Source organism: Pandoraea morbifera (assembly GCF_902459575.1).
Taxonomy (GTDB): Bacteria; Pseudomonadota; Gammaproteobacteria; order Burkholderiales; family Burkholderiaceae; genus Pandoraea; species Pandoraea morbifera.
On sequence record NZ_CABPSD010000023.1, the window covers coordinates 20,908 to 45,738 of the forward strand.

Annotated in this window: 21 protein-coding genes and 1 tRNA gene; 15 read left to right on the top strand and 7 right to left on the bottom strand. The window is 64.4% G+C overall.

Annotation, left to right across the window (positions count from 1 at the left end):
- Window positions 1–206: 206 nt before the first annotated feature.
- On the bottom strand, window positions 207–1,067 hold the full coding sequence (locus PMO31116_RS22770) for an inositol monophosphatase family protein (RefSeq protein WP_150568693.1): 861 nt from the start codon (window positions 1,065–1,067) through the stop codon (window positions 207–209).
- Between the two features lie 394 nt (window positions 1,068–1,461).
- Between PMO31116_RS22770 and PMO31116_RS22775 the strand changes: the two genes are divergently transcribed.
- Window positions 1,462–2,271 carry an RNA methyltransferase gene (locus PMO31116_RS22775; RefSeq protein ID WP_150568694.1) on the top strand — a complete coding sequence of 270 codons (810 nt, stop codon included), beginning with the start codon at window positions 1,462–1,464 and terminating at the stop codon, window positions 2,269–2,271.
- Between the two features lie 321 nt (window positions 2,272–2,592).
- Window positions 2,593–3,372: a serine O-acetyltransferase gene (gene cysE / locus PMO31116_RS22780; protein WP_150568695.1), complete on the top strand. Its 780-nt coding sequence runs from the start codon at window positions 2,593–2,595 to the stop codon at window positions 3,370–3,372.
- A gap of 13 nt (window positions 3,373–3,385) precedes the next feature.
- On the opposite strand, the gene PMO31116_RS22785 is transcribed toward cysE, so the two are convergent.
- The 4 genes from PMO31116_RS22785 to PMO31116_RS22800 form a co-directional block, all read right to left on the bottom strand.
- Window positions 3,386–4,246 (bottom strand): UDP-2,3-diacylglucosamine diphosphatase, encoded by an 861-nt coding sequence (locus PMO31116_RS22785; RefSeq protein WP_281350169.1) that lies wholly within the window; start codon window positions 4,244–4,246, stop codon window positions 3,386–3,388.
- A 24-nt stretch (window positions 4,247–4,270) separates the two neighbouring features.
- Window positions 4,271–4,765 carry a peptidylprolyl isomerase gene (locus PMO31116_RS22790; RefSeq protein WP_150568697.1) on the bottom strand — a complete coding sequence of 165 codons (495 nt, stop codon included), beginning with the start codon at window positions 4,763–4,765 and terminating at the stop codon, window positions 4,271–4,273.
- Between the two features lie 44 nt (window positions 4,766–4,809).
- Window positions 4,810–5,397: a peptidylprolyl isomerase gene (locus PMO31116_RS22795; protein ID WP_425494825.1), complete on the bottom strand. Its 588-nt coding sequence runs from the start codon at window positions 5,395–5,397 to the stop codon at window positions 4,810–4,812.
- Between the two features lie 83 nt (window positions 5,398–5,480).
- A complete protein-coding gene (locus tag PMO31116_RS22800; RefSeq protein WP_150568698.1) occupies window positions 5,481–6,209 on the bottom strand; it encodes a tetratricopeptide repeat protein in 729 nt (242 codons plus the stop codon).
- Between the two features lie 267 nt (window positions 6,210–6,476).
- On the opposite strand from PMO31116_RS22800, the gene cysS reads away from it, so the two are divergent.
- The 8 genes from cysS to PMO31116_RS22840 all read left to right on the top strand — a co-directional run bounded on the left by cysS (window position 6,477) and on the right by PMO31116_RS22840 (window position 15,418).
- Window positions 6,477–7,880 carry a cysteine--tRNA ligase gene (cysS, locus tag PMO31116_RS22805; protein ID WP_150568699.1) on the top strand — a complete coding sequence of 468 codons (1,404 nt, stop codon included), beginning with the start codon at window positions 6,477–6,479 and terminating at the stop codon, window positions 7,878–7,880.
- 159 nt (window positions 7,881–8,039) lie between these two features.
- Window positions 8,040–9,095, top strand: coding sequence for a DNA-3-methyladenine glycosylase family protein (locus PMO31116_RS22810; protein WP_425494826.1), 1,056 nt, complete (start codon window positions 8,040–8,042; stop codon window positions 9,093–9,095).
- Between the two features lie 154 nt (window positions 9,096–9,249).
- Window positions 9,250–10,218 (top strand): acetyl-CoA carboxylase carboxyltransferase subunit alpha, encoded by a 969-nt coding sequence (locus PMO31116_RS22815; RefSeq protein ID WP_150568701.1) that lies wholly within the window; start codon window positions 9,250–9,252, stop codon window positions 10,216–10,218.
- 4 nt (window positions 10,219–10,222) lie between these two features.
- A complete protein-coding gene (gene tilS, locus PMO31116_RS22820; RefSeq protein WP_174971738.1) occupies window positions 10,223–11,770 on the top strand; it encodes a tRNA lysidine(34) synthetase TilS in 1,548 nt (515 codons plus the stop codon).
- 231 nt (window positions 11,771–12,001) lie between these two features.
- Window positions 12,002–13,252, top strand: coding sequence for an aspartate kinase (locus PMO31116_RS22825; RefSeq protein ID WP_150568703.1), 1,251 nt, complete (start codon window positions 12,002–12,004; stop codon window positions 13,250–13,252).
- Window positions 13,253–13,487: 235 nt separating this feature from the next.
- Window positions 13,488–13,581 (top strand) — tRNA-Ser (locus PMO31116_RS22830).
- 129 nt (window positions 13,582–13,710) lie between these two features.
- Window positions 13,711–14,052, top strand: a complete 342-nt coding sequence (locus PMO31116_RS22835; RefSeq protein WP_023596566.1) for an FKBP-type peptidyl-prolyl cis-trans isomerase — start codon at window positions 13,711–13,713, stop codon at window positions 14,050–14,052.
- Window positions 14,053–14,185: 133 nt separating this feature from the next.
- A complete protein-coding gene (locus PMO31116_RS22840) occupies window positions 14,186–15,418 on the top strand; it encodes an MFS transporter (RefSeq protein ID WP_174971740.1) in 1,233 nt (410 codons plus the stop codon).
- Between the two features lie 151 nt (window positions 15,419–15,569).
- On the opposite strand, the gene PMO31116_RS22845 is transcribed toward PMO31116_RS22840, so the two are convergent.
- On the bottom strand, window positions 15,570–16,421 hold the full coding sequence (locus PMO31116_RS22845; RefSeq protein ID WP_246185449.1) for an aspartyl/asparaginyl beta-hydroxylase domain-containing protein: 852 nt from the start codon (window positions 16,419–16,421) through the stop codon (window positions 15,570–15,572).
- Between the two features lie 254 nt (window positions 16,422–16,675).
- Between PMO31116_RS22845 and PMO31116_RS22850 the strand changes: the two genes are divergently transcribed.
- The 5 genes from PMO31116_RS22850 to PMO31116_RS22870 all read left to right on the top strand — a co-directional run bounded on the left by PMO31116_RS22850 (window position 16,676) and on the right by PMO31116_RS22870 (window position 23,596).
- Entirely contained in the window at window positions 16,676–18,745 is a 2,070-nt protein-coding gene (locus PMO31116_RS22850; protein ID WP_150568705.1) for an extracellular solute-binding protein, read from the top strand.
- Window positions 18,746–18,788: 43 nt separating this feature from the next.
- Window positions 18,789–19,844, top strand: coding sequence for a microcin C ABC transporter permease YejB (locus tag PMO31116_RS22855; protein WP_150568706.1), 1,056 nt, complete (start codon window positions 18,789–18,791; stop codon window positions 19,842–19,844).
- 1 nt (window position 19,845) lies between these two features.
- Window positions 19,846–20,955, top strand: a complete 1,110-nt coding sequence (locus PMO31116_RS22860) for an ABC transporter permease (RefSeq protein ID WP_150568707.1) — start codon at window positions 19,846–19,848, stop codon at window positions 20,953–20,955.
- The gene (locus PMO31116_RS22865; RefSeq protein ID WP_150568708.1) at window positions 20,952–22,547 is read left to right on the top strand and encodes an ABC transporter ATP-binding protein; all 1,596 of its coding nucleotides are present in this window, start codon (window positions 20,952–20,954) and stop codon (window positions 22,545–22,547) included. Before PMO31116_RS22860 ends, PMO31116_RS22865 begins: the two co-directional genes overlap by 4 nt.
- Window positions 22,548–22,858: 311 nt before the next feature.
- Window positions 22,859–23,596, top strand: a complete 738-nt coding sequence (locus tag PMO31116_RS22870) for a C40 family peptidase (protein ID WP_150568709.1) — start codon at window positions 22,859–22,861, stop codon at window positions 23,594–23,596.
- A 127-nt stretch (window positions 23,597–23,723) separates the two neighbouring features.
- Here the strand turns inward: PMO31116_RS22870 and PMO31116_RS22875 are convergent, their stop codons facing one another.
- Window positions 23,724–24,827, bottom strand: coding sequence for a patatin-like phospholipase family protein (locus PMO31116_RS22875; RefSeq protein ID WP_425494824.1), 1,104 nt, complete (start codon window positions 24,825–24,827; stop codon window positions 23,724–23,726).
- Window positions 24,828–24,831 lie beyond the last annotated feature (4 nt).

A 24,831-nucleotide genomic window follows, 5' to 3' on the forward strand; every position in this document is an offset into this window, starting at 1 on the left:
CGATCCGCGCGACCGGCGCCGCCGGCGCGGCTGAAGCGGTCGCCGCCGCGCTCGATGCGTCGGCCGGCGCGGCGACGCACCATGAAAAAACCCCGGGATGCGCGAGCATCGCCGGGGTTTTTTCACGCAGACCGCGAGGGTGCGGTGCGACCGCTCGCTATCGGTTCGTGCGGGTTCGTGCGGGTTCGTGCGCGGCGGCGTATCGATTACGCTTGCGCGCCGTCTTCCTGTGCGGCCGAGGCGGCGGCGCGCTTCTTCGGCGCCGGACGTTGGGTGCGCGAGTAGCCTTCGAGCAGGTTGACCATTTGCGCGTAGATCTTCGGATTGCCCGCGAGAATTTCGCCTTCGAAAAGGAAGTTCGATTCGCCGGTGTAGTTGCCCACCAGGCCGCCCGCTTCGGTAATCAGCAGGCTGCCGGCGGCCATGTCCCAGGCGTTCAGACCCTGTTCGAAGAAGCCGTCCATCCGTCCCGCGGCCACGTTCGCCAGATCGAGTGCGGCGGCGCCGGGGCGACGGATGCCGGCGCAATGCTCGGTCATCGTGCCGAACATCTTGAGGTAGTTCTCCACGCCCTGCAGATCGCGGAATGGGAATCCCGTGCCGATCAGGCCGTCGGCCAGGCGATCGCGCCGCGACACCCGGATGCGCTTGCCGTCGAGGAATGCACCGCGACCGCGCGAGGCGGTGAAGAGTTCGTTGCGCGTCGGGTCGTAGATCACGGCTTGCGAGACGATACCCTTGTGTGCGAGCGCGATCGAAGTGCAGTAATAGGGCAGGCCATGAATGAAGTTGGTCGTGCCGTCGAGCGGATCGATGATCCACTGGTATTCCGAATCGCCATTGCCATGTTCCTCGCCGGTTTCTTCGGCAAGGATCGCGTGGTCGGGGTAAGCCTGGAGGAGGGTTTCGATGATCGCCAGCTCAGCCGCCTTGTCCACTTCCGTCACGAAGTCATTGTGCTGCTTCTTGCTGACCTTGACGGTATCGATGTCGAGGGAGGCACGGCTGATGATGTTGCCGGCGCGGCGCGCGGCCTTCACCGCGATATTGAGCATGGGATGCTGCATGACAGATTCCTGTTAAGGCCACGGCCCACGATACGCGCAACCCATTCTCTGGGCGGGCCGATAGGCATGGCAGACAAAGCGAACAAATTGAGCAAGAGCGATGCCCGACAAGTGCGACCCCGAAGGTGTCGGCGCAGAGTGCCGGGCGAAAACGCGCATTTTAACAAAAATACGGCCAACGCGCTGGACTGTCTGTCGTATCCGACCCTTTTTCGCGTTTTGCCGAGGGGGCAGCCTTCCTTTGAGCACGTGCCGTGGAAGTCGGCCCGCAGCGCACGCATTTCAGGGCAAAATAGCGACGTTTGCCGCCGGGCCGCCCGAGGACGGGCGCCGGATCGCCGGCAAGATTCTTGCCTTCCACCGTATCGCGTTTTCTCGTCACCACCGCCGTCTCATGCCTTTGTCCGCTCCCGCTCATTCGTCGCCACTGTTCGATCAAGTGCGTTTCGTGCTCAACGAGACCAGCCACCCGGGGAACGTCGGCTCGGCGGCCCGGGCGATCAAGACGATGGGATTCGGGTGTCTGGTGCTGGCCGCGCCGCGTGCCGGGGCCGAAGTCCTGCGCGATCCGGAAGCGGTGGCGCTTGCGAGCGGCGCCGACGACGTGCTTGCCCACGCGCGGGTCGTGGCCGACCTCGACGCCGCATTGGAGGGGGTGAGCTGGGCCGTGGCGCTCTCCGCGCGTTCGCGCGAATATGGGCCGCCCAACGCACCGCCGCGCGAGAGCGCGGCGATGGCAGTGCAGCATGCGGGGCAGGGTGAGACCGTTGCGTTCGTTTTCGGCAGCGAGCGCACCGGACTCTCGAATGCCGACGTGGAGCGCTGCAACGCGCTGGTTCACATCCCCGCCAACCCGATGTACAGCTCGCTGAATCTCTCGCAGGCGGTGCAACTGATCGCCTACGAAGCGCGCCTCGCGTGTCTGGCGCTCGAACTGGGCGAGCCGCTGCACGCGGCGAACGTGGCGCCGGCGGTCATCGATGCGCCAGGGCGCGAGGCGCTCGCCACGCGCGACGACGTCGAAGGCATGCTCGCTCACCTGGAGCGTGCGCTCGTCGACCTCGATTTTCTTGATCCCGATAATCCGAAGAAGCTCATGACGCGCCTGCGCCGGCTCTTCGCCAAGAGTCATCTGGAGCGCGAGGAAGTCAACATCCTGCGGGGTATCGCGAAGCACATACTCGAGCGCAAGGTGCGCCGCTGAGACGGCGGTGCCACGCGCGCCTGCAAATTTCGCGAAAACGCCATACAATTTCCCGACACAAGCTCATCAGCCTTCGCGGATATGAACCGTTTGCGCCAGCGTTGCGCCGCCTCCCTGCCTTATCACGTGCACTGTTAGCCCTGTGCCGACCCGCGTGACCTGCGCCGCCGCGTGCGCCGCGGTCATGTCACACCGCACTGCAACGCCCGCCGTCCACGGCCGGCGCCCTTGCTCCAGAAATCACCCTTCGCGCCGGTCCGCTCGATCCGCTGCTCCTCTGCCGGGTCGACGGGACGCGCTTCACAGGATCGAATCAGGCCCATGTTCACTCGTCTTCGCGAAGATATCGCCGCCATCCGGCAAAAGGACCCCGCCGCCCGAAGCAACTGGGAAGTCCTCACGTGCTACCCCGGCCTGCATGCCGTGATGCTGCACCGCGTGGCGCACGCGTGCTGGACGGCGGGCTTCAAGTGGCTCGGTCGTTGCATCTCTCAATACGCCCGCTTTCTCACCGGAATCGAAATCCATCCGGGGGCCACGTTGGGCCGCCGTGTTTTCATCGATCACGGGATGGGGGTGGTAATCGGCGAGACGGCCGTCATCGGCGACGATTGCACGATCTACCAGGGCGTCACGCTGGGAGGGACGTCGCTGGCGCGCGGCGCCAAGCGCCACCCGACGCTGGAGGCGGGTGTCATCGTCGGCGCGGGCGCCAAGGTGCTGGGGGGCTTCACGGTCGGCGAAGGGGCGAAGATCGGCTCGAACGCCGTCGTCGTCAAGGCTGTGCCCGCGGGCGGCACCGCCGTGGGGAATCCGGCGCGCGTCATTCGCCCGCACGCGCCGAAAGACGATGCGCAGGCAAAGCAGGACGCTCAGGGACGCAAGACGGAATTCTCGGCGTACGGCATCGCGCCGAACGCCGACGATCCCGTATCGCTGGCCATCCACGGATTGATAGAGAACGCGACCGATCAGGCGCACAAGATCGATGCGATGGTGGCTGCACTCAATCAGCTCGGCGCACACCTCGAAGCGCTGGGCGCGAGCAAGATCGATACCGCCGAGCTGCGCAAGCTCGGCAAGGAAATCCAGGACATGTGAGGGACGTGCGCCGTCAGGCGCGCTGGGGGGGAACGGAAGGCGAGAGGTCAACCGCGCGCAACCCATGCGCATCCCATTGCAGATAGCCGCCGCGCGGGGGCGCCACGTCGAATTCCCAATCGGGCAGCACCCAGCGCGCGCGGCGCCCGTGGGCATGCCGTGCGGGCCGGTGCGTATGGCCGTGCACGAGCGTGCGCTCGCCGGACGCGTCGAGCAGTGCGTCGATGGCTTGGGCGTTGGCGTCCGCGTACCCCATGCGGTGCGCCCCCTTGGCGGCGCTGCGACGTCGGATACGCTCCGCGATCGCCATGCGCAGGCGCAGCGGCAGGCTCAGGAAAAAACGCTTGCCGAGCGGCGAGTGGGCAATCCGGCGAAAGCGCTGGTACCCCACGTCATCGGTACATAACTGGTCGCCGTGACTGAGCACGAGCGCCTGACCCAGAAACGAAAAGACGCACGGATCGTCGAGCATCACCGCACCGGCGGCGCGGGCGAACCGCTCGCCGAGCAGGAAATCGCGGTTGCCGCGCATCACGGCGATGGGAACACCGCTTGCGGACAATTCCGCCATGGCCGCCGTCATGCGCCGGGCGAACGCACCCAGGGGTTCGGGGCCGGACAGGTCAGGGTCGCCGGGGGCGGGGCTGGGCGGCACGTCGGCGCCGAGCATGTCGTCGCCGATCCAGTATTCGAACAGATCCCCGAGAATGAAAAGCACGGACGCTTCGCGCGCGGGGCCGCGCAGGAAGTCCTCGAAGACTTGCACCGTACGCGGCAACGCCGGCGAGAGGTGAAGGTCTGAAATGAAAAGCGCGGGCCCGTCGCCCCGAGGTGTCACGGGGCATTGCGGGCACCGCGCAGTCGATACCGGCATCGATTGTCGCAGTCGTCGGGTGGCTTACGCGACGATCACGGCCTTCTCGATGATGACGTCCTCGACCGGCACGTCCTGGTGAAAGCCCTTCGAGCCGGTCTGCACGACCTTGATCTGGTCGACGATCTCCTGGCCTTCGATGACCTTGCCGAACACGGCGTAGCCCCAGCCTTGCGGCGTGGGCGAGCTGTGATTCAGGAAGTCGTTGTCGTTCACGTTGATGAAGAACTGCGCCGTGGCCGAGTGCGGATCGTTCGTGCGGGCCATGGCCAGCGTGTACTTGTCGTTCTTCAGGCCGTTGTTGGCTTCGTTCTCGATCGGCGCGTCGGTCTGCTTTTGCTTCATGCCCGGCTCGAAGCCGCCGCCCTGGATCATGAAGCCGTTGATCACGCGGTGGAACACCGTGTTGTCGTAGAAGCCCTTCTTGACGTAGTTCAGGAAGTTCTCGACCGTCTTCGGCGCCTTGGCGGCGTCGAGCTCGATGCGAATGACGCCGTGATTCGTTTGCAGTTCAACCATGATGCTTTCCTTCTGAAGAAATGGTCCCTGTGGGCCGGAGGATTTCAGCGTTTGACGACGCTGGCCGATTCGATCACGACCGGCGTGGCCGGCACGTCTGCGTACATGCCCTTGCGGGTCGTGGCAACACCCTTGATTTTCTCGACGGTATCCATGCCGGACACCACCTTGCCGAATACGGTATAGCCATATCCGTCGGGGTTCGGGTAATCCAGTGACGCATTATCCTTCACATTGATGAAGAATTGCGCGGTCGCGGAATTCGGATCGGACGTGCGCGCCATGGCGATGGTGCCCGTCAGATTCTTCAGACCGTTCTTCGATTCGATCGGCACGGGGTCGCGCGTGGGCTTTTGCTGCATGTCGGGCGTGAAGCCGCCGCCCTGGATCATGAAGTTGTTGATCACGCGGTGAAAGATCGTGCCGTTGTAGAAGCCGCTGTTGACGTATTGCAGGAAGTTGTCGACGGTCTTCGGGGCGGCCTTCGGATTGACTTCGACCACGAAATTGCCGGCAGATGTCTTGAACAGTACCTGCGGCTGCACATTCTGTGCCATCACGCTCACGCTCACACTCGACAGGGCGGCGGCGGCGATGAAGGTGCCGGCGCTGCCGAGCAGCGCGCGACGCAGGCGATTCGGAAAGGACATGAGAGTCTCCGTTGCGAGGAAAGGGCGATCGGGTTCGGTTCGATTCGCCGGCGGGCGCCGGGTTCTCAATTTCCCGACTTGCCGATGTTTTTGAGTGCGCCGGCCTCGCCCGATTTCGCCGGCGCGGGGGCCTGGCTGACCGGTTTGGCACGTTGCGGCGCAAGCATATCGGAGAGCAGCTTCTCGCGGCTCGACACGCGCGCCGTGGGCGCGAGCTTGAGCGATTTCTGATAAGCCTGTTGCGCGAGCTTGGCGTAGATGTCGCCCAGGTTGGCGTAGGCCACGGCGAAGCTCGGATTGTTGCGGATCGCGTTCTCCAGCGCGGCGCGCGCCTTGTCGTACTCGCCTGCCTGCGCATACAGCGCCGCGAGGTTGTTATACGGCTCGGGAAGTTCCGGGAAGTCCTGGGTGAGGGCGGTGAAGTCGTCGATGGCTTCCGCGTTACGGCCCATTTCCATGAGCACGCGGCCGCGCGTGAAGCGCACCTGCGCGTCGCGCGGGTACTGCTTCAGATGCTCGTCGATCTTGGTCAGGGCGTCGTTGAACTTGCCGGCGTCGACCAGCTTGTTGATGGCCGACTCGCTGGCCTGCTGCGGGGTTTGCAGCGGCGCGGGCGGCGGCGGATCGATGATGGCCTGCGCACCGGCGGGCAGCGCGAACAACACGCCCGCCAGACCCAGGGCGGCGCCCGCGAGCGTCAGGGCATGGGCGCTTCGCGCGGTCGTCGCGGCCGGGCGAAGGCGGGAGAGAAGGCGCGTTGCGGGGGGCAAAAGTGACCGGCTTCGTTGCGTCATAGTGGGTGCTTGGGATACCTGAGAGGTGCGCAAGAGATGCTATACTCGGCCGCATTCTAACAAAACACCTGCGCTCGTCCCGCGCCATTTCTCCCAGTCTTTCCGGAAGTGGCGGCGGATTCGGTTCGCAGGTTCGTTTTTTCTACCGCACGGCGCGCAGCCCGCCTCGCGATGTCGCTCCCGTCACGGCATGTGGCGATGCGCCCGACATCGTCGCAGCGTCCGGCGCTGCTGGCGCCCGCCGCGACGATGGTCAAGCGCTTATCTATGGATTCACTCCGCGTCTACAACTCGCTCGCGCGAGACAAACAGCCGTTCGTACCTCTTGTTCCCGGCGAAGTCCGCATGTATGTCTGCGGCATGACGGTGTACGACTACTGTCACGTTGGTCATGCGCGCGTGATGGTGGTGTTCGACATGGTGCAGCGCTGGCTGCGCACGCTCGGGTATCGGGTGACCTATGTGCGCAACATCACCGACATCGACGACAAGATCATCAAGCGTGCCGTCGAGAACGGCGAGACGCTGCGCGAACTCACCACGCGGTTCATCGCCGCCATGCATGAAGACGCCGACGCGCTCGGTGTGCAGCGCCCCGATCACGAGCCGCGCGCGACCGACTTCATTCCCCAGATGGTGGACATGATCGGCGCGCTGCAGCGCAACGGGTACGCCTATCAGGCCGACGACGGCGACGTGAACTATGCGGTTCGCAAGTTCGCCGGCTACGGGCAACTGTCCGGCAAGTCGATCGAGGACCTGCGTGCGGGCGAGCGCGTGGCGGCCAATGCGTCTAAGCAGGATCCGCTCGATTTCGTGCTGTGGAAGCGCGCGAAGGATAGCGAGCCCGAGGAGTCCAAGTGGGCATCGCCGTGGGGCGCGGGCCGTCCCGGCTGGCACATCGAATGCTCGGCGATGAGCTGCCAGCTGCTGGGCCATCACTTTGACATTCACGGCGGCGGCGCCGATCTCCAGTTCCCGCACCATGAGAATGAAATCGCGCAGAGCGAAGGTGCGACGGGCGAGACGTTCGTGAATTACTGGCTGCACAACGGCTTCGTGCGCGTGGACAACGAGAAGATGTCCAAGTCGCTCGGCAATTTCTTCACGATCCGTGAGGTGCTTGAGAAGTTCGATGCCGAAGTCGTGCGCTTCTTCATTCTTCGCGCCCAGTATCGCAGCCCGCTCAACTACAGCGACGCGCACCTCGACGACGCGCGCGGCGGGCTCACGCGGTTGTACACGGCGCTCAAGGATGCCGTGAGCGACGGCGCACCGCTGGATTGGAACGAGGCGTTCGCAAAGCGTTTCGCCGCGGCCATGAACGACGACTTCAATACACCGGTGGCCATCGCCGTCCTGTTCGACCTCGCCGGCGAAATCAACAGGCAGCGCGATCCGGTGCTGGTGCGTCAGCTTCAGGGGCTGGCGGCCACGCTGGGACTGCTGGGGCGCGATCCGCAGTCGTTCCTGCAAGGCGCGACGGGGGCGGATTCGGCCGGTGGCGGCGATGCGCTGCGGGCGTCCGTCGAGGCGCGCATCGAAGCACGCGCGCAAGCCAAGCGCGATCGCAATTTCGCCGAGGCCGATCGTATTCGTGCGGAGCTGTTGTCCGAAGGTATCGTGCTGGAAGATCGTCCCGGAGGCGCCACCGAATGGCGTCGTGCCTGAGCGCGGCGCATCGAGACAAAACTCATGGTGACTCGTAAATCCGTGGCCGCGAAGACCGCGACCCAATCTCCCGCAAGGGGCGCAACGAAGCCCGCCAGGGCGGCGTCGGCGCGACCTGCTCCCGCCAGGGGCGTGACCAAGGCCGACGGCAAGACGGCCGTGGCCAAGGCCGGAGGGAAGACTGCCACGGCGGCCAAGGCCGGCAACGTGCGCAAGGCGGCGCCGCAAGTCGCACCGAAGGTCGCGCGCAAGGACGCTCGGAAGGCCGAGCCGAAGCCGGCTGCGAAGGTGCCTGCCAAGGCGCCTGTCAGGACGCCTGCGAAGGCGTCGGCAAGCGAGTCAGTCAAGGCCCCGACGAAGACGGGCGTGAAGACGCCCCGGAAGGTTGCGTCGAAAGTGGCGTCGAAGACGTCCCGCGCGGCGCCTGCGGCATCCGGTGCCCCGGGCGCGGCGAGCGGTGCGGGTACCACGCGCCGGGTTATCGCCAAGCGCGACGGCGAAACGCGCATCGTCACGCCGGAAATCGAACGCATCGAGCACGATGTCGTCGAGGAGGCGGTGACCGGCGTGGTGCCGCTGCCCGTCGCGCCGGGCGCGACGCGTCCCGACTTCTGGGATCAGGCGTGCGCCGATCTGATGCGGCGCGACCGCATTCTCAAGAAGTTGATTCCGCAGTTCGGCCCCGCGCATCTGACCGGGCGGGGCGAGCCGTTCGTCACGCTGGCCCGTTCCATCGTCGGTCAGCAGATTTCCGTGAAGGCCGCGCAGTCCGTGTGGGATCGCGTGGTGGCGGTCTGTCCGAAGCTCACCCCGGCACAGTTCATGAAAGCCGGGCATGACGCCCTTGCCGGGTGCGGGCTGTCGCGCCGCAAAGCCGAATACATCCTCGACCTGGCCACGCACTTCAAATCGGGCGCGCTGCACGTCGACGCCTGGGCGAGCATGGACGACGAGGCCGTCATCGCCGAATTGACCGGCATTCGCGGCATCGGCCGCTGGACGGCGGAGATGTTTCTGATGTTCAACCTCATGCGCCCTGATGTGCTTCCGCTCGACGACGTGGGGCTCATCAACGCCATCAGCGTCAACTATTTCAGCGGCGAACCCGTCACGCGCAGCGAAGCGCGTGAAGTGGCCGCCAACTGGGAGCCGTGGCGCTCCGTCGCTACGTGGTACATGTGGCGAAGTCTCGAGCCGGTGCCGGTCGAATACTGATTGTTTCGCTCAGGACGTATAATCCGCGTCCATTCCGCTCCATCCAGTTATTATTGGCGTCTATTACGGATCGCGGGTCGATGAAAGTTGTCTATGTCGACCGGGTAGACGTTGCCGGCGGTACAATACGCTGCCGCATTTCCGGGGAAACCTGATGAAGAACACCTTTTTGGATTTTGAACAGCCGATCGCCGAGCTCGAAGCGAAGATTGAAGAGCTGCGCTTCGTGCAAGACGACTCCGCCGTCGATATTTCCGAAGAGATCGAGCGCCTCTCCAAGAAGAGCCAGCAGCTCACCAAAGACATCTACACGAACCTGTCGCCGTGGCAGGTTTCGCAAATTTCGCGTCACCCGCAGCGTCCGTACACGCTTGACTACATTCGCGACATCTTTACCGACTTCCACGAACTGCATGGCGACCGGGCGTTCTCGGACGATCACGCGATCGTGGGCGGCATGGCGCGTTTCAATGGCCAGGCTTGCATGGTGATCGGTCACCAGAAGGGGCGCGACACGAAAGAGCGCGCCATGCGCAATTTCGGCATGCCGCGTCCGGAGGGCTATCGCAAGGCCATGCGCCTGATGAAGCTCGCCGAGAAGTTCGGCCTGCCGATCTTCACGTTCGTCGATACACCGGGGGCCTATCCGGGCATCGACGCCGAAGAGCGTGGTCAGTCGGAAGCCATCGGTCGCAACCTGTATGTGATGACCGAACTCAAGACGCCGATCATCACCACGATCATCGGCGAGGGCGGTTCGGGCGGCGCGCTGGCGGTGGCCGTTGCCGATACGGTCATGATGTTGCAGTTCTCGACGTACTCGGTCATCTCGCCCGAAGGTTGCGCTTCCATTCTGTGGAAGAGTGCCGCCAAGGCCCCCGAGGCTGCGGAAGCGCTGGGCCTGACGGCGCATCGCCTGAAGGCGCTTGGCCTGATCGACAAGATCGTCAACGAGCCGCTCGGCGGCGCGCATCGCGATCCGCTCGGCATGGCCGGCATGCTCAAGCGCGCACTGGCCGACTCGCTGCGTCAGTTCCAGGGTATGAGCCACAAGGAGTTGCTCGAGCGCCGCTTCGAGCGCTTGATGACCTATGGCAAATTCAAGGAAGCCGGCGCGAAGTAATTCGATGGCCGATGCGTCGTCGCCTGTGGTGGCGATGACGCCGAATCCAATGCCGCATCACGATTCATCCACTGCCGCGTTCGCATCCTCCCGATGCGACGCGGCAGTGGCGCATGTGGACGTCGCGTTGCGTATTGCGCTCGCCACGCTCGGCGCGCCGCGTCTCGCGCTGGCCCTGAGCGGCGGGCTCGACTCGATGGTGTTGCTCGATGCGCTCGCCCGCTGGATCCACGCGCGACGTCAGGCCGACGGCGCGGTGACGCAGCCGCTGGCCATCCACATCCATCACGGATTATCTCCCCACGCCGACGACTGGCTCGCGACATGCGAGCGCGAGGCGCGTTTGCGCGGCTTCGCTTTCGTGTCGCATCGGGTCGATGTGCCGCGCGACGCCCGTCAGGGCACCGAAGGCGCGGCACGCGCCGTGCGTTACGAAGCGCTTGCGGCGACTTGCCGCGAGCACGACATCGACGCGCTGCTCACGGCGCACCACGCGAACGATCAGGCGGAAACGGTCCTGTTGCAGATGCTTCGCGGCGCCGGCTTGCCGGGGGTGGCGGCGATGGCGGCGGAAGGGGCGTTGCCGGGCGCCGCACGCGAGGCGACCCGCACGCGGTTGCTGCGTCCTTTGCTCGATGTCTCGCGCGAGACGATGCACGCGTACGCGAGGGCACGCTCACTGTCCTGGGTCGAGGATCCGTCGAATGAGGATCGCCAGTATCTGCGCAACGCGTTGCGCCACGATGTCGTGCCCCCCATTGCCCGGCATGTGCCCGCGTATCGCGAGACGCTCGCGCGATTCGCTCGCCATGCCGCACAAGCGCAGACACTGCTCGACCAACTGGCGCAACTCGACTTCGACATGGCTTGCGTGCCGTGCGATGCGCATGGCGAAGGACCGGAACGATTGCAGCGCAGCCGGCTGCGCACGCTCGATGCCGCCAGGCTCGCCAACCTGTTGCGGTTCTGGGCGGCGCGCCGTGGTCTGGCGACGCCCCCGGAGGCGCGGCTCGACGAGTGGGTACGCCAGATTCGCGACGCGCACGCCGACGCGTCGCTCGAATTGCCGCACGGCGACGCCGTATTGCGTCTGTATCGCGATGCGTTGCAGTGGACGGCCATCTACGACGCCGCCAATCGCGACGTCATTGCGCCGGACGTGACGTTGCGCTGGGCGGGGGAGCGCGAGTGGCGCCTGCCCGCGTGGAAAGGAAGCGTCGTCTTCACGCCGGTTGCCCGGAATTCGCAGATTTCGCCCGCGACCCCGGGTGCCGTCGCCGGCGGAACCGTCGACGAGCATGTGCTGCGTGCCTCGCCGCTGGTCGCGCGGGCGAGGTCGGGCGGCGAGCGGTGGCGCGAGCATGCGCGGGGGCACTCGCGTTCGCTGAAGCACTGGTATCAGAGTCGTGGCATCGCCGCGTGGTTGCGCAACGTGCCGATCGTCTGGCAGGGCGACGCGATCCTTTTCGTGCCTCGCCTCGGTATCGATGGCGGATCGCAGGGCGAGCAGGGCGGTGCTCGCTGGCAAATGACGTGGCGCGACGAGGCGTGAGCGCCGCAGTTGCGGGAGCATCACATTCCGCAACGTCTGCGAAATTCAGCACAATATGCCGCCATGTGCGGTTGTCAGCGGTGTGCGCAGTGCAATCTGCGCCAAACTGCCTCAGGCGCGATACATTCGTGCGATAATCAAAAGTTCGCGAATCGAAACGTCATCGATACTCCGGCGAGGGTATCCGCGCAGGATTCATAAACGGTTTTAAATCAATGTGTTAGCAATGTTATGGCTCTGATCGTACACAAATACGGCGGCACGTCGATGGGCTCGGTGGAGCGCATCAAGAACGTCGCCAAGCGCGTGGCCAAGTGGCACAAGGCCGGTCACAAGATGGTGGTGGTGCCGTCGGCGATGTCCGGCGAGACCAATCGTCTGCTGGGTCTGGCCAAGGAGATTTCGGCCCAACCCGACCCGCGCGAGCTCGACGCCATTGCCGCCACCGGCGAGCAGGTGAGCGTTGGCCTACTGGCGATTGCCCTCAAGGAAGCAGGCGTCGATGCCGTGAGCTACGCCGGCTGGCAAGTACCGATCAAGACCGACAGCGCTTTCACGAAGGCCCGCATTTCGGAAATCGACGACAAGCGCGTGATGGCCGATCTCGACGCCGGACGGGTGGTGGTCATCACCGGCTTCCAGGGGATCGATCCGAACGGCAACGTGACCACGCTCGGTCGCGGCGGCTCCGATACATCGGCCGTGGCCGTGGCGGCCGCGCTCAAGGCCGACGAATGCCTGATCTATACCGACGTCGACGGCGTGTACACGACCGATCCGCGCGTGGTGGACGAAGCGCGCCGCCTGGACAAGGTCACTTTCGAAGAGATGCTGGAAATGGCCAGCCTCGGCTCGAAGGTGCTGCAGATCCGCTCGGTGGAGTTTGCCGGCAAGTACCAGGTCAAGACTCGTGTGCTCTCGAGCCTGACCGATCCGATGATCGCGCTCGACGAAGAAGCGCGCTCGGGCACGCTGATTACTTTTGAGGAAGACGAACAAATGGAAAAGGCCATCATCTCGGGTATCGCATTCCAGCGCGACGAGGCCAAGATCACCGTGCGTGGCGTGCCGGATCGCCCGGGCATCGCCTATCAGATCCTCGGCCCGATCGCCGACGCGAACATCGATGTCGACATGATCATCCAGAACCTGAGCGTCGAGGGGAAGACCGACTTCACGTTCACGGTGCCGCGCGGCGATTATCAGCGCGCCATGGCATTGCTGCAGAACGACGTGCAGGGTCACATCGGTGCGGCAGAAGTGGTGGGTGACCCGAAGGTCTCGAAGGTCTCGATCGTTGGCGTGGGCATGCGCTCGCACGTCGGTATCGCCAGCAAGGCGTTCCGCACGCTGTCGGAAGAGGGCATCAACATCCAGTTGATCTCGACGTCGGAAATCAAGATCTCGGTGCTGATCGACGAGAAGTACATGGAGCTGGCCGTGCGCGCGCTGCACAAGGCGTTCGAGCTCGATCAGGCATAAGCGATCGGGCGTTGTGACGGCGAGTGCCGCATCACTGTGTGAGGTGTGCGGCACGAAGCGCGAAATGCGCGCCGCGGTGGCGGGTGATGCGCGGAAAAATCCCCGAACGTGTCGAGTGCATGACACGTACGCAAAAAAAGTTGGATTTCGATGCGCATAATGTTTGACGACACCGCGAACAGTAGGTAATATCACGCCTTCGTTACATCACCTCCCTGATGTGACGACAAGTTTGGGAGACGTGGCCGAGAGGTCGAAGGCACTCCCCTGCTAAGGGAGCATCTGGGCCAAAACCTGGATCGAGGGTTCGAATCCCTCCGTCTCCGCCAAGTCGCCTTGGCGGAACACCCCCGGCTCTTCGCGGAGAGCCGGGGGTTTTTTCTTTCCCGAGTTCGCGCGTTGGCGATATCTCGCGCGTCGGTATCATCTCATCATCCGCCTTTCGAGCGAGGATCAACATGTCGACCATCACCACCTCTTCCGGCCTGGAATACGACGACCTGCAAGTGGGCGAAGGCGCCGAAGCCGTCGCAGGCAAGACTGTCTCCGTGCACTACACGGGATGGCTCACCGACGGCACGAAATTCGACTCCAGCAAGGACCGTAACCAACCGTTCGACTTCGTGCTCGGCGGCGGCATGGTCATTCGCGGCTGGGATGAAGGCGTTCAGGGCATGAAGGTCGGCGGCAAGCGCAAGCTGGTCATTCCGCCGCAACTCGGTTACGGCGCCCGCGGCGCCGGCGGTGTGATTCCGCCCAATGCCACGCTGGTCTTCGAGGTTGAACTGTTGGACGTCTGAACCATCGAAAGCCGTACGAATACGGCATAGTCGATGCAACAGACACCCCCGGTGCCTCGCAGGCGCCGGGGGTGTTGTCTTTTTACGTGCGCCATTGTCACGCGCCGTGGCCGCACAAAGGAGCCTTAACGAGGTGTCTCACTTCGCAAAGCCTGTCTCACGATTCTGGTTTCCCCTGTCGCTGGTGCTCTTCGAGTTCGCCGTCTACGTCTCGAACGACATGATCATGCCGGGCATGCCGCTGGTCACGCGGGAGTTCGGTGCGACGGCAGACATGATTACGCTGGCCCTGACGGCCGCCATGCTCGGCAACGCCAGCCTGCAGTGGTTGCTGGGTCCGCTGGCCGATCGCTTCGGGCGGCGTCGAGTGCTGCTCTCGGGGTTGGTCATGTTCATCGCGGCCTGTGTGGCGATGCATTACGTGCAGACCATGTCCCAGTTCATTCTGCTGCGCTTCCTCCAGGGCATGGGCTGCTGTTTCGTGCTGACGGTGGGTTATCCGACCGTCCATGAGGCGTTCGAAGAGAAGACCGCCGTGCGGGTCATGGCGCTCATGGCGAACGTCTCGCTGCTCTCGCCGATGTTCGGCCCGCTCGCAGGCGCCGCCGTGGTGTCGTACCTGTCGTGGCGCAGCATCTTCTGGCTGATCGCGCTGGTCGCCGTGGTGTCGTTCGTCGGCTTGTACCGCACGATGCCGGAACTCTCGCGACACGATCGCAGCGCGCTCAACGCCCGCTCGTTGTGGCAGGGTTACAAGCTGCCGCTCTCGAGCACGCGCTTTTGGCGCGGTGCGGTGCTCACGGGGTTGGCGGTGACGCCGCTGCTCACGTGGATTGCGCTCGGTCCGGTGTTCCTGATCGAGCGTGCGGGAATGTCGCAGATGCAATACGCACTGCTGCAGTTGCCGGTGTTTGCGGCCTTGATTCTCGGTAATCTGCTCCTCTCGCGTCAGGTCGGCCGCTGGTCGAACGCTCGCGTGCTGGCCACCGGCGTGGCGGCGATGCTCATCGGCGCGGCTGTCTCGCTCATTGGCACCGCGATTCTCGCACCGGGCTATCCGGCGCTGCTCGTGGGCACGACACTGCACGCGTTCGGCATGGGCATGTGCTACGGCGTGGTGTATCGCCAGTCGCTGTTCGCGGTGGACAGCCCCAACCGCGCCACGGTCGCCGGCATGCTCAGCATGATCACCATCGTCGTGGCCGTCGCGGTAATCGAATCGATGAAGTTGGCGTACCTGCACTTCGGCGATGCGGCGCTGGGCATCGGCGCGATGATGGCGGCGGCGCTGGTGGCCGTGCTCGCCGCGAATTTCGTGCCACCGCCCGCGCACGATCCGCTTGCGCATCCGGCGCGCCAGCCGTAAGGGGAGCGCCGAGCGGAAAGCGAAAAACGCCAGAGATGCTTTGAACTGTCCAGTTTCCGGGGGCACGTCACTCAGCCCCTGACGGCACAACCTTCCCGTCCAACGTTATCGGGTCACTTCAGTTTCGCTGGCGTTTTTGGTGGGCCGATGCTCAGTGGTGGGCCCGCTCATCCGACGCCGACGCGGCACGATGCGCATTGCCCGCATCGGGAGGTGCCGCCGGCGCGCTGACATGCCCGTCGGGGTCCGCGGTGGCAGAGGTGGGCGCCGAGTAATAATCCCGCTCCCACTTCTCGTGATTCGCCTTGGCTTGCTGAAGCTCGGGCGTGAGCGGGGCGAACGCGAGGAGCAGCCGGTTGAGCCAGGAAATGGGCGGCTTGCAGGGACGCTCGAAATCGACGAACAGCACGACGCGCGTTTCGTCGGTGTCGTTGTGCACCTGATGCGGGTAGGCATCGTCGAAGACGACGGCGCGATTGGCCTGCCATACATAGCGCTGGCCGTCGACCTCGATCCAGCACTGCTCCCGATCGCGCGGCACCTTCAGCGCCAGATGCAGCCGCAACACGCCGTTGTAGGGGCCGCGATGCAGCGGAATCTGTTTGCCCGGCGAGAGAATGGAGAAGAAAGCGGTGCGCAGGCCCGGAATGCCGTCGAGCGCTGCGGCGGTGGCGGGGCAGCGCGCGAGGTTGCGCTCGGCGCGCATGCCATAGCCGAGAAACACGAAGGTCTGCCACTGATGGTCCTGCGTGATGGTGGCAACATCGGGCGAGATTTCGTGGAACGCAGGCAGACGGCCCGGTGTGGCGAGCACTGCTTCGAGTTCGCGGGCGATGGCCGGCGCCTGCGCTTCTATCGCTTCGACCCACGGGAACTGCGCATTGTCGAAGATAGGTTTGTCGCCGACCAGCGAACCCCGGGCAATCAGGCGCTGCGCCGCTTCGACACACTGGAAGAAGAATTTCGCGAGCCAGCGGGGCAGGGTACGGTTGGGGTTTTGCACGGGGGATCGTGTTGCTGGCAACGTCGGCCTCCAGGGCGCGGATGGGGGAACCGGTCCGGCGCGCATGTGTCTTTCAGTGCGGCGACCGCCGGGCTTTTGGGTACAATTGTCGCGCGGTCTGGTCGTGACGCCAAGTCTCATGCGGCAAAGCTGCGCGAGCCCGGGGCGCGAGCGATTTCGACCGGCGAAAGGGGAGGGGCTGGATGCGTCCGCGCCCCGGCAGGCGGGGGCTCGCCGACAAACACAGGAGACGCATGAACGCGCGCACCACACGGCATCCACACTCGACGCAGGCCGCATTCGCCGCCTCGCGTTTTGTCAGGCGAATGGTGGCGATCCGCACCGCCGTCGCGTCACGCGTTCAGACCTTCGCATGCGCTGCGTTCACCGCGTCCGGTGTCCGCGTCCCCCCCCGCTTTGCCGGGACCGTCGTCGGCGTCGTCGCGTTGGCGATCCTGTGGTTTGCGCCGGCGGCACACGCCAAGTACGCCATCGCGCAATACGGCGAGCCGAAATACCCGAAAGGGTTCACGCACTTTGATTACGTCAATCCGGATGCGCCGCGCGGCGGCACGCTCACGCTGGCCAATCCGGACCGGCGCACGAGCTTCGACAAATTCAATCCGTTCACGCTGCGTGGCACGTCGCCGCCCGGCGTGTCGGGCCTGATGTTCGAGACGCTCGGCATTGGCAGCGCCGACGAGCCGGCAACCGTCTATGGTCTGCTGGCCGACGATATCGCGGTGGCGCCCGACGGGGCGTCGGTCACGTTCCACATCAATCGGGCGGCGCACTTCAACAACGGCGACCCGGTGACCGCCCAGGACGTCAAATACTCGTTCGACACCCTCATGAGCCCGCAGGCAGCGCCGGGTTACAAGGTGATGCTTGCCGATGTGAAGGGTGTGACCGTGATCGACAATCGGCGGGTGCGCTTCGACTTTCGGCGCGTGAGTCCCGACCTGCCGCTGCTCGCGGCGTCGGTGCCGGTGTTCTCGCCGAAGTGGGGCGTGGGAACCGACGGCAAGCGCAAGGCTTTCGACGCCATCACGTTCGAGACGCCGATCGCGAGCGGTCCATATCTGATCGAGTCGTACGAAGGCGGCCGTCGCATTGCGTTCCGCCGCGACCCGAACTACTGGGGCAACGACCTTCCGGTGCGTCGCGGGACCTACAACTTCGAGCGCATCGTCTACAAGATGTATGCCGACGATATCGTGCGGCTCGAAGGCTTCAAGGCGGGCGAATTTGACGCCACGACCGAATATCGCGCGCGCAGTTGGGTACGCAGCTACGTGGGCAAGCGCTTTCGCGACGGCGAACTGGTCAAGCGCGAGTTCGCCCATCACAATGCGGCCGGCATGCAGGGCTTCATCCTGAACACGCGTCGCGACAAGTTCCGCGACGTGCGTGTGCGCCGCGCGCTGGATCTTGCACTGGACTTCCAGTGGCTGAACCGTCAACTCTTCTACAACCAGTACCAGCGCATCTACAGCTATTTCACCAACAGCGATCTTGCGGCACGCGGCATGCCGGGCGAGGCCGAACGCAAGCTGCTCGAACCGTTGCGCAAGTCGCTCGATCCGGCCGTGTTCGGGCCGATGGTCGTGCAGCCGACGACCGCACCGCCCGCGAGCCTGCGCGAAAACCTGCGCCAGGCGCGCGAGCTGCTGGCGCAGGCGGGCTGGACCTATCGCGACGGCGCGCTGCGCAACGCGAAAGGCGAGCCGTTCGTGTTCGAATTCCTCGACGACGGCGGGGCGATGGGGCCGGTCGCCTCGGCCTACGCGCGCAACCTGGCGAAGCTCGGCATCACGCTGAACTTTCGGACGAGCGATTTCGCGCTGTACCAGAAGCGCCTCGAGGCGTTCGACTTCGACATGATTTCGCTGCGTTATCCGGACTCGCAGATTCCGGGTACCGAACTGCTCGACCGTTTCGGCAGCCGTTCGGCCGATGTGGAGGGGTCCGACAACGTCATCGGGCTCAAGGATCCGGCCGTCGACACGCTGCTCGGCGAACTCGTGCGTGCGCGCACCTACGACGATCTGGTCGCCGCCGCGCGCGCGCTCGATCGCGTGCTCATGCATGGCTACTACGTCGTGCCGCACTGGTTCTCTTCCACGCATCGCATGGCCTACAAGCAGTATCTGCGCTTCCCGGACAAGTTGCCGCTGTACTTCACCGCCGAAGGCTGGCTGGTGTCGATGTGGTGGGACTCGCGTCTGGAGCGTGGCCACGCTTCGGCGTCCGGCACGCCACCCTCGACGGATCGACCGCGGCGGGTGGCACCGCCTGCCGCCGCGTCCGGCACCGCCCAATAGCGTTCGTCGCGCTTCAGACACCGATAGGAGCCGTCCCCCAGTCATGTGGTCTTACATCCTCAAACGATTGCTGATCATGATTCCGACGCTGCTCGGCGTGATCACGCTGACCTTCGTGGTCATTCAATTCGTGCCGGGCGGGCCGGTCGAGCAGGTCATGCTCGAGCTTAAGGGGCGCGCCGGCGGCGGCGGGGAAGCGAGCGGCGGGGGCGGCAGCGAGTATCGCGGACGTCGCGGCATCGACCCGCAGCAACTCGCGCAGATCAAGGCCCTGTACGGCTTCGACAAGACGCCGGCGCAGCGTTACTGGCTGATGCTGAAGCGCTTCGCCAGATTCGATCTCGGACAGAGCTACTTTCACCACCAGAGCGTGTGGTCGCTGATCGTCTCCAAGCTGCCGGTGTCGATTTCGCTCGGGCTGTGGACGTTTTTCCTGACTTATCTGATATCGGTGCCGTTGGGCATCGCCAAGGCGGTGCGCAACGGGTCCCGCTTCGATACGCTCACCAGCATGGTCGTGCTCGTGGGCTACGCCATTCCTGGTTTCGTGCTCGGCGTGCTGCTGCTGGTGCTCTTCGGCGGCGGTACGTTCTGGCAGTTGTTCCCGCTGCGAGAGCTGGTGTCCGACAACTGGAGCGACTTGTCGTGGCCCGCGAAGATCACCGATTACCTCTGGCATATCACGCTGCCGGTGACGGCGTCGGTCGTGGGCAGTTTCGCGGTGATCACGATGCTCACGAAGAACGCGTTTCTCGACGAGATCCGCCGTCAATACGTACTCACTGCGCGCGCGAAGGGGCTCTCCGAGCGCAAGGTGCTGTTCAAGCATGTGTTTCGCAATGCCCTGATTCCGCTCATCACCGGATTCCCGGCCGCGTTCATCGGGGCGTTCTTCGCGGGCAGTCTGCTCATCGAAACCCTGTTCTCGCTCGACGGCCTGGGCCGTCTGTCCTACGAATCGGTGCAGCGCCGCGATTATCCGGTCGTACTCGGCTCGCTGTATCTCTTCACGCTCATCGGTCTGGTGACCAAGCTCATTTCCGACCTGTGCTACGTGATGGTCGACCCGCGTATTCAATTCGATCGACTGGAGCACTGACGTGACCCGATCCACCACGCCAACGCCTCGTTCGTCGTCCTTTGCCTCGCCGTCCACATCGCCTTCGCGCTCGCCGCGATGGCGCGTGTGGCGACGCTTTCGCCAGCAGCGTCTGGGCTACTGGAGCCTGGTCGCCTTCGTCGTACTGTTCGGCATCAGCCTCTTTGCCGAGGTCATCGCCAACGACCGGCCTTGGGTCGTGCGCTACGAAGGAAACTGGTATTTCCCACTGGTGAAGACTTATCCCGAGTCGACCTTCGGCGGTGACTTCCCGACGCCGACCGACTATCTCGATCCGTTCATCGAATCGCGCATTCGCGCGGGCGACAACTTCGCGATCTATCCGCCCGTGCGCTACAGCTACGACACCATCAACTACTTCGCGAAGGTACCGAACCCGGCGCCGCCGTCGGCCGAGAACTGGCTGGGCACGGACGACCGCGGTCGCGACGTCTTCGCTCGCCTGCTGTACGGCTTTCGCCTGTCGGTGATCTTCGCCCTGGCGCTGACGATCTCCGGCACGCTGCTCGGCATGCTGGCCGGCGCCGTGCAGGGGTTTTACGGGGGGCGCATCGACCTGACGTTGCAGCGACTGATCGAGATCTGGGGTTCGCTGCCGGAGCTGTATCTGCTCATCATTTTTGCGTCGATCTTCGAGCCGCATCTGTGGCTGTTGTTCGTGCTGCTCTCGCTGTTCGGCTGGATCGGGCTGTCGGACTATGTGCGTGCCGAGTTCCTGCGCAATCGTCAGCTCGATTACGTGCGCGCGGCGCGCGCCATGGGCCTCTCGAACTGGCAGATCATCCGGCGTCACGTGCTGCCCAACAGCATGACGCCCGTCATCACATTCCTGCCGTTCCGCATGAGCGGGGCGATTCTCTCGCTCACCAGTCTCGACTTTCTTGGACTTGGCGTGCCGCCGCCGACGCCCAGCCTGGGCGAATTGCTCAATCAGGGCAAGGCGAATCTCGACGCGTGGTGGATTTCGCTCGCGACCTTCGTCGTGCTGGTGCTCACGTTGTTGTTGCTCACGTTCATGGGCGACGCCCTGCGCAATGCGCTCGACACGCGCATGGCCGACAAGCAGGCCGCGGCCGGGAGGGCGATGTGACCACACCACTGCTCAGTATCGAAAATCTGTCGGTGCGCTTTGGCGACACCGAGGCGGTCAAGGACGTGAGCCTGGCGATTGCGCGCGGCGAGCGTGTGGCATTGGTCGGCGAGTCGGGATCGGGCAAGAGCGTGACCGCGCTGGCGATCCTGCGTCTGCTTCAGGACGCGCAGGTTCAGGGGCGCATACAGCTCGACGGCGTGGACCTGGCGTCGGTAAGTGAGCGTGCGATGCGCGGCATGCGTGGCAACGATATCGCCATGATTTTCCAGGAGCCGATGACTGCGCTCAATCCGCTCTATCCGATCGGGGAGCAGATCGCGGAAGCGCTCGAACTGCACGAAGGGCTGTCGCCGAAGGAAGCGAAGGCGCGCGCCATCGAACTGCTGCGGCGCACGGGCATTCCCGAGCCGGAGCGTCGCGTGTCGCACTTCCCGCACGAACTCTCGGGCGGGCAGCGCCAGCGTGCGATGATCGCCATGGCGCTCGCCTGCCGTCCGAAGCTGCTGCTGGCCGACGAACCGACCACCGCGCTCGACGTCACCATTCGTGCCCAGATCATCGAATTGCTGCTGGAGCTCCAGCGCGATGCGGCGCAGAAGCGCGGCATGGCCGTACTGCTGATCACGCACGATCTCAATCTCGTGCGACGCTTCGCGCAACGCGTGGCCGTGATGGAGAAGGGCGTGCTCGTGGAATGTGCCGACACCGAGACGCTTTTCACCCATCCGCAGCATCCCTACACCCGCAAGCTGATCGACAGCCGTCCGCAGCGCGAGATTCATCCGGTGCTGCCGATCGCGCCGGTATTGCTCGAAGCGAAGGGCGTCGCCGTGGATTACGCCACGTCGCAGCCCGGTCTGCGCGGCTGGTTCCGGCGCGGACGCTTTCGCGCCGTTCACCCTGTCGATCTCGCGTTGCGTCAGGGCGAGACGCTGGGCGTGGTTGGCGAGTCCGGCTCCGGCAAGTCGACGCTCGCCATGGCGCTGCTCGGCCTGCAGCGCGCGAGCGAAGGGGAGATCGTGTTTCACGGCGAGCCGCTGTCGTCGTATCGCGGGGCCGCGCAGCGCAAGTTGCGCTCCCAGATGCAAATCGTGTTTCAGGACCCGTTCGGTTCGCTCTCGCCGCGCATGACGATCGAGGAAATCGTCGGCGAAGGGCTGGCGTTGCATCGTCCGCAATTGACGGAAGACGAGCGGCGCGCGCGCGTCGCCGACGTGCTGCGCGAGGTGGGCATCGACGCGCGAGCGATGTCACGCTATCCGCACGAGTTTTCCGGCGGGCAGCGGCAACGGATCGCGATTGCGCGGGCGCTCGTGGTCGACCCGCAGATTCTCGTGCTCGACGAGCCGACCAGCGCGCTCGATGTGTCGATCCAGCAGCAAGTGCTTCATTTGCTCGCGCAACTGCAGATCAAGTACAACCTGAGCTACCTTTTCATCAGTCACGATCTGGCGGTCATGCGCGCGATGGCGCACCGCGTTCTGGTGTTCCGCGATGGCCGTCTGGTGGAGCAGGGGGATACGGAATCGGTATTTTTTGATCCGCGCAACGATTACACCCGGGAACTGGTGGCGGCGGCCATGCTGTAGGTTCATGACGCCGGCATGAAAGACCACGTAACGTCGCGGAACATCGGCTAAATCACAAGGGCTTGATTGGTAATGAAAATTTTCCGATTGTGCTGATTGTTTTTTTCTATTACCTTTTGACATCATGTGACGTTCACATTACTATCGCGTACCAATTAAGTTGAATATTCAACGAGTTAACAAGGTCATTGCAGGCGACAGGTTCGGCGGTAAAGCTGCCGGGCGTAACTCGAAGGGTTTCAACACGACAGTTTCCTGTTGTCTCTGACGAGCTACTCATCGGCCATCCGACTCAACCAACCCGGCGACCAATGCAGACGATTCCCAAGCGCACCCGCAAGACTCTCCTTCTCGCGTTCACTGCTGCCGGCCTCGTCACCGCCTCGTTGACGGCGAAGGCAGACGACTACAACAACGGTCCCTCACCCGCCGCACGCGCTGCCGCCGAAGCCATTCAGGCGGCCAAGGCCGCAAAGTCCGGCAATAGCGCAGGCATCGCAACTTCCCAGAATGCTTCGACCAACATCGCCACGGCGGTGTCCGATGCCCCGCAGGCGGTCGTCGAGGAGTCGCGTGTGCAACGGGCGCAGAAGCTGCTCTCGAACGTGACCGACAAGGCGTCGGAAGTCGTGCTCGGCGCGTTGAACTACATCGGCGTTCGTTACAAGTACGGCGGCAACACGCCCGACAGCGGTCTGGATTGCAGTGGCTTTGTGCGTTACGTGTTTCAGGACACGCTCAACTTCATGCTGCCGCGCCGCTCAGAAGAAATGAGTCAGGTCGGCGAGCGTATCGCCAAGACCGACCTGAAGCCGGGCGATCTGGTGTTCTTCAATACGATGCGTCGCAGCTTCTCGCACGTCGGCATCTACATTGGCGGCGACAAGTTCGTGCATGCCCCGGCTACCGGCGGCAAGATTCGTGTGGAAGATCTGCGCGAGTCGTACTGGTCGGCACGCTACAACGGTGCGCGTCGCGTCGAAACGCTCAAGGCCAGCGCCGAACTGACGCGCGTCGAGCAGCTGTTCAAGAACGATCACCCGATGTAAGTTTTCCGGCGTTTGCCGCAGACATGAAGAATGCCGCCCTTGGGCGGCATTCTTCATTGGGACGTCCCTGATTGCGTCTGGATCTTGCGCGGGACCGCCCGCGCATCGCAACCCCGAGTCGAAACGCTCAACGAGAGGCCTGCGGCATGCCGCGCGTCGCGTCCGACTGCGCTTCGGCGAGCTTGCGCTGGATTTGCGGCCACTGCTTCGCAACGGCTTCCTCGCCCGCCAGAATCGCGCGGTTGCGGCCCTGGAAGTCCGATGCGCCCATTTTTGCGAGCGATGGACGAATCACGATGTCGGCATTCTTTTCCAGCTCGTACTGCTTGATCGACTGTCCCATGATCGTAAACGTTTGCATCAGGATGTCGAACTGCCCCTGTGTCGCCTGCGCCGTCGGATTTGCCGAGATGTCGACGGCGATCACGAAGTCGGCGCCCATCTGGCGCGCATATTCCGCCGGAACAGGAGCGACGAGGCCCCCATCGACATAGTCGCGCGTGCCGATGTGCACCGGCTCGAACACGCCGGGCACGCTGCTCGACGCCCGCACTGCCTGGCCGGTATTGCCGCGACGGAACAGAATCGGTGCGCCGCTTTGCAGATCGGTCGCCACGATGCCCAACTGGCGCGGCATCTGCTCGATCGGGCGATCCTTGAGAACCTTGTTGACGTATGACTGCAGCGCTTCGCCGCGCAGCATGCCGCGCGAACGGAACGGCATCGTCCAGTCGCTGATCGACGCTTCGTCCATGGTCGATGCGAGTCGGTTGAGCTGGAAGCCGTTCAGGCCCGACGCATACATGGCGCCGACCACGCTGCCGGCACTGGTGCCGACGACGATGTCCGCGTGGATGCCGCGCGCTTCGAGGGCCTTGATGACGCCGACATGCGCGAAGCCGCGTGCGGCGCCTCCGCCAAGCGCCAGTCCGATCTTGAGCGGGCGGACGACTTTGGGCGGCGTCGCCGGGGTCGTCGGCGACGTGGGCACTTGCGCCACCTGCGGCGTGCCAGGCGCGTTGCCCTGCGAGTCGACCGACGGCGCGCTTGCACAGCCCGCCAGCATGGCGGCCATGGCCAGGGCGCTCAGGGCGGCACGCGGGGACGGAGCGGCGATGGATGTGCGACGCAGGGCTTGCGGCGATGCCGATCCCTGGAACGAGGGCACGACGCGGGCGCCGTCGGCTGTCGGCGTGACAGTGCGGCGCAGGATGCTAATCAACGACAACAAGGAG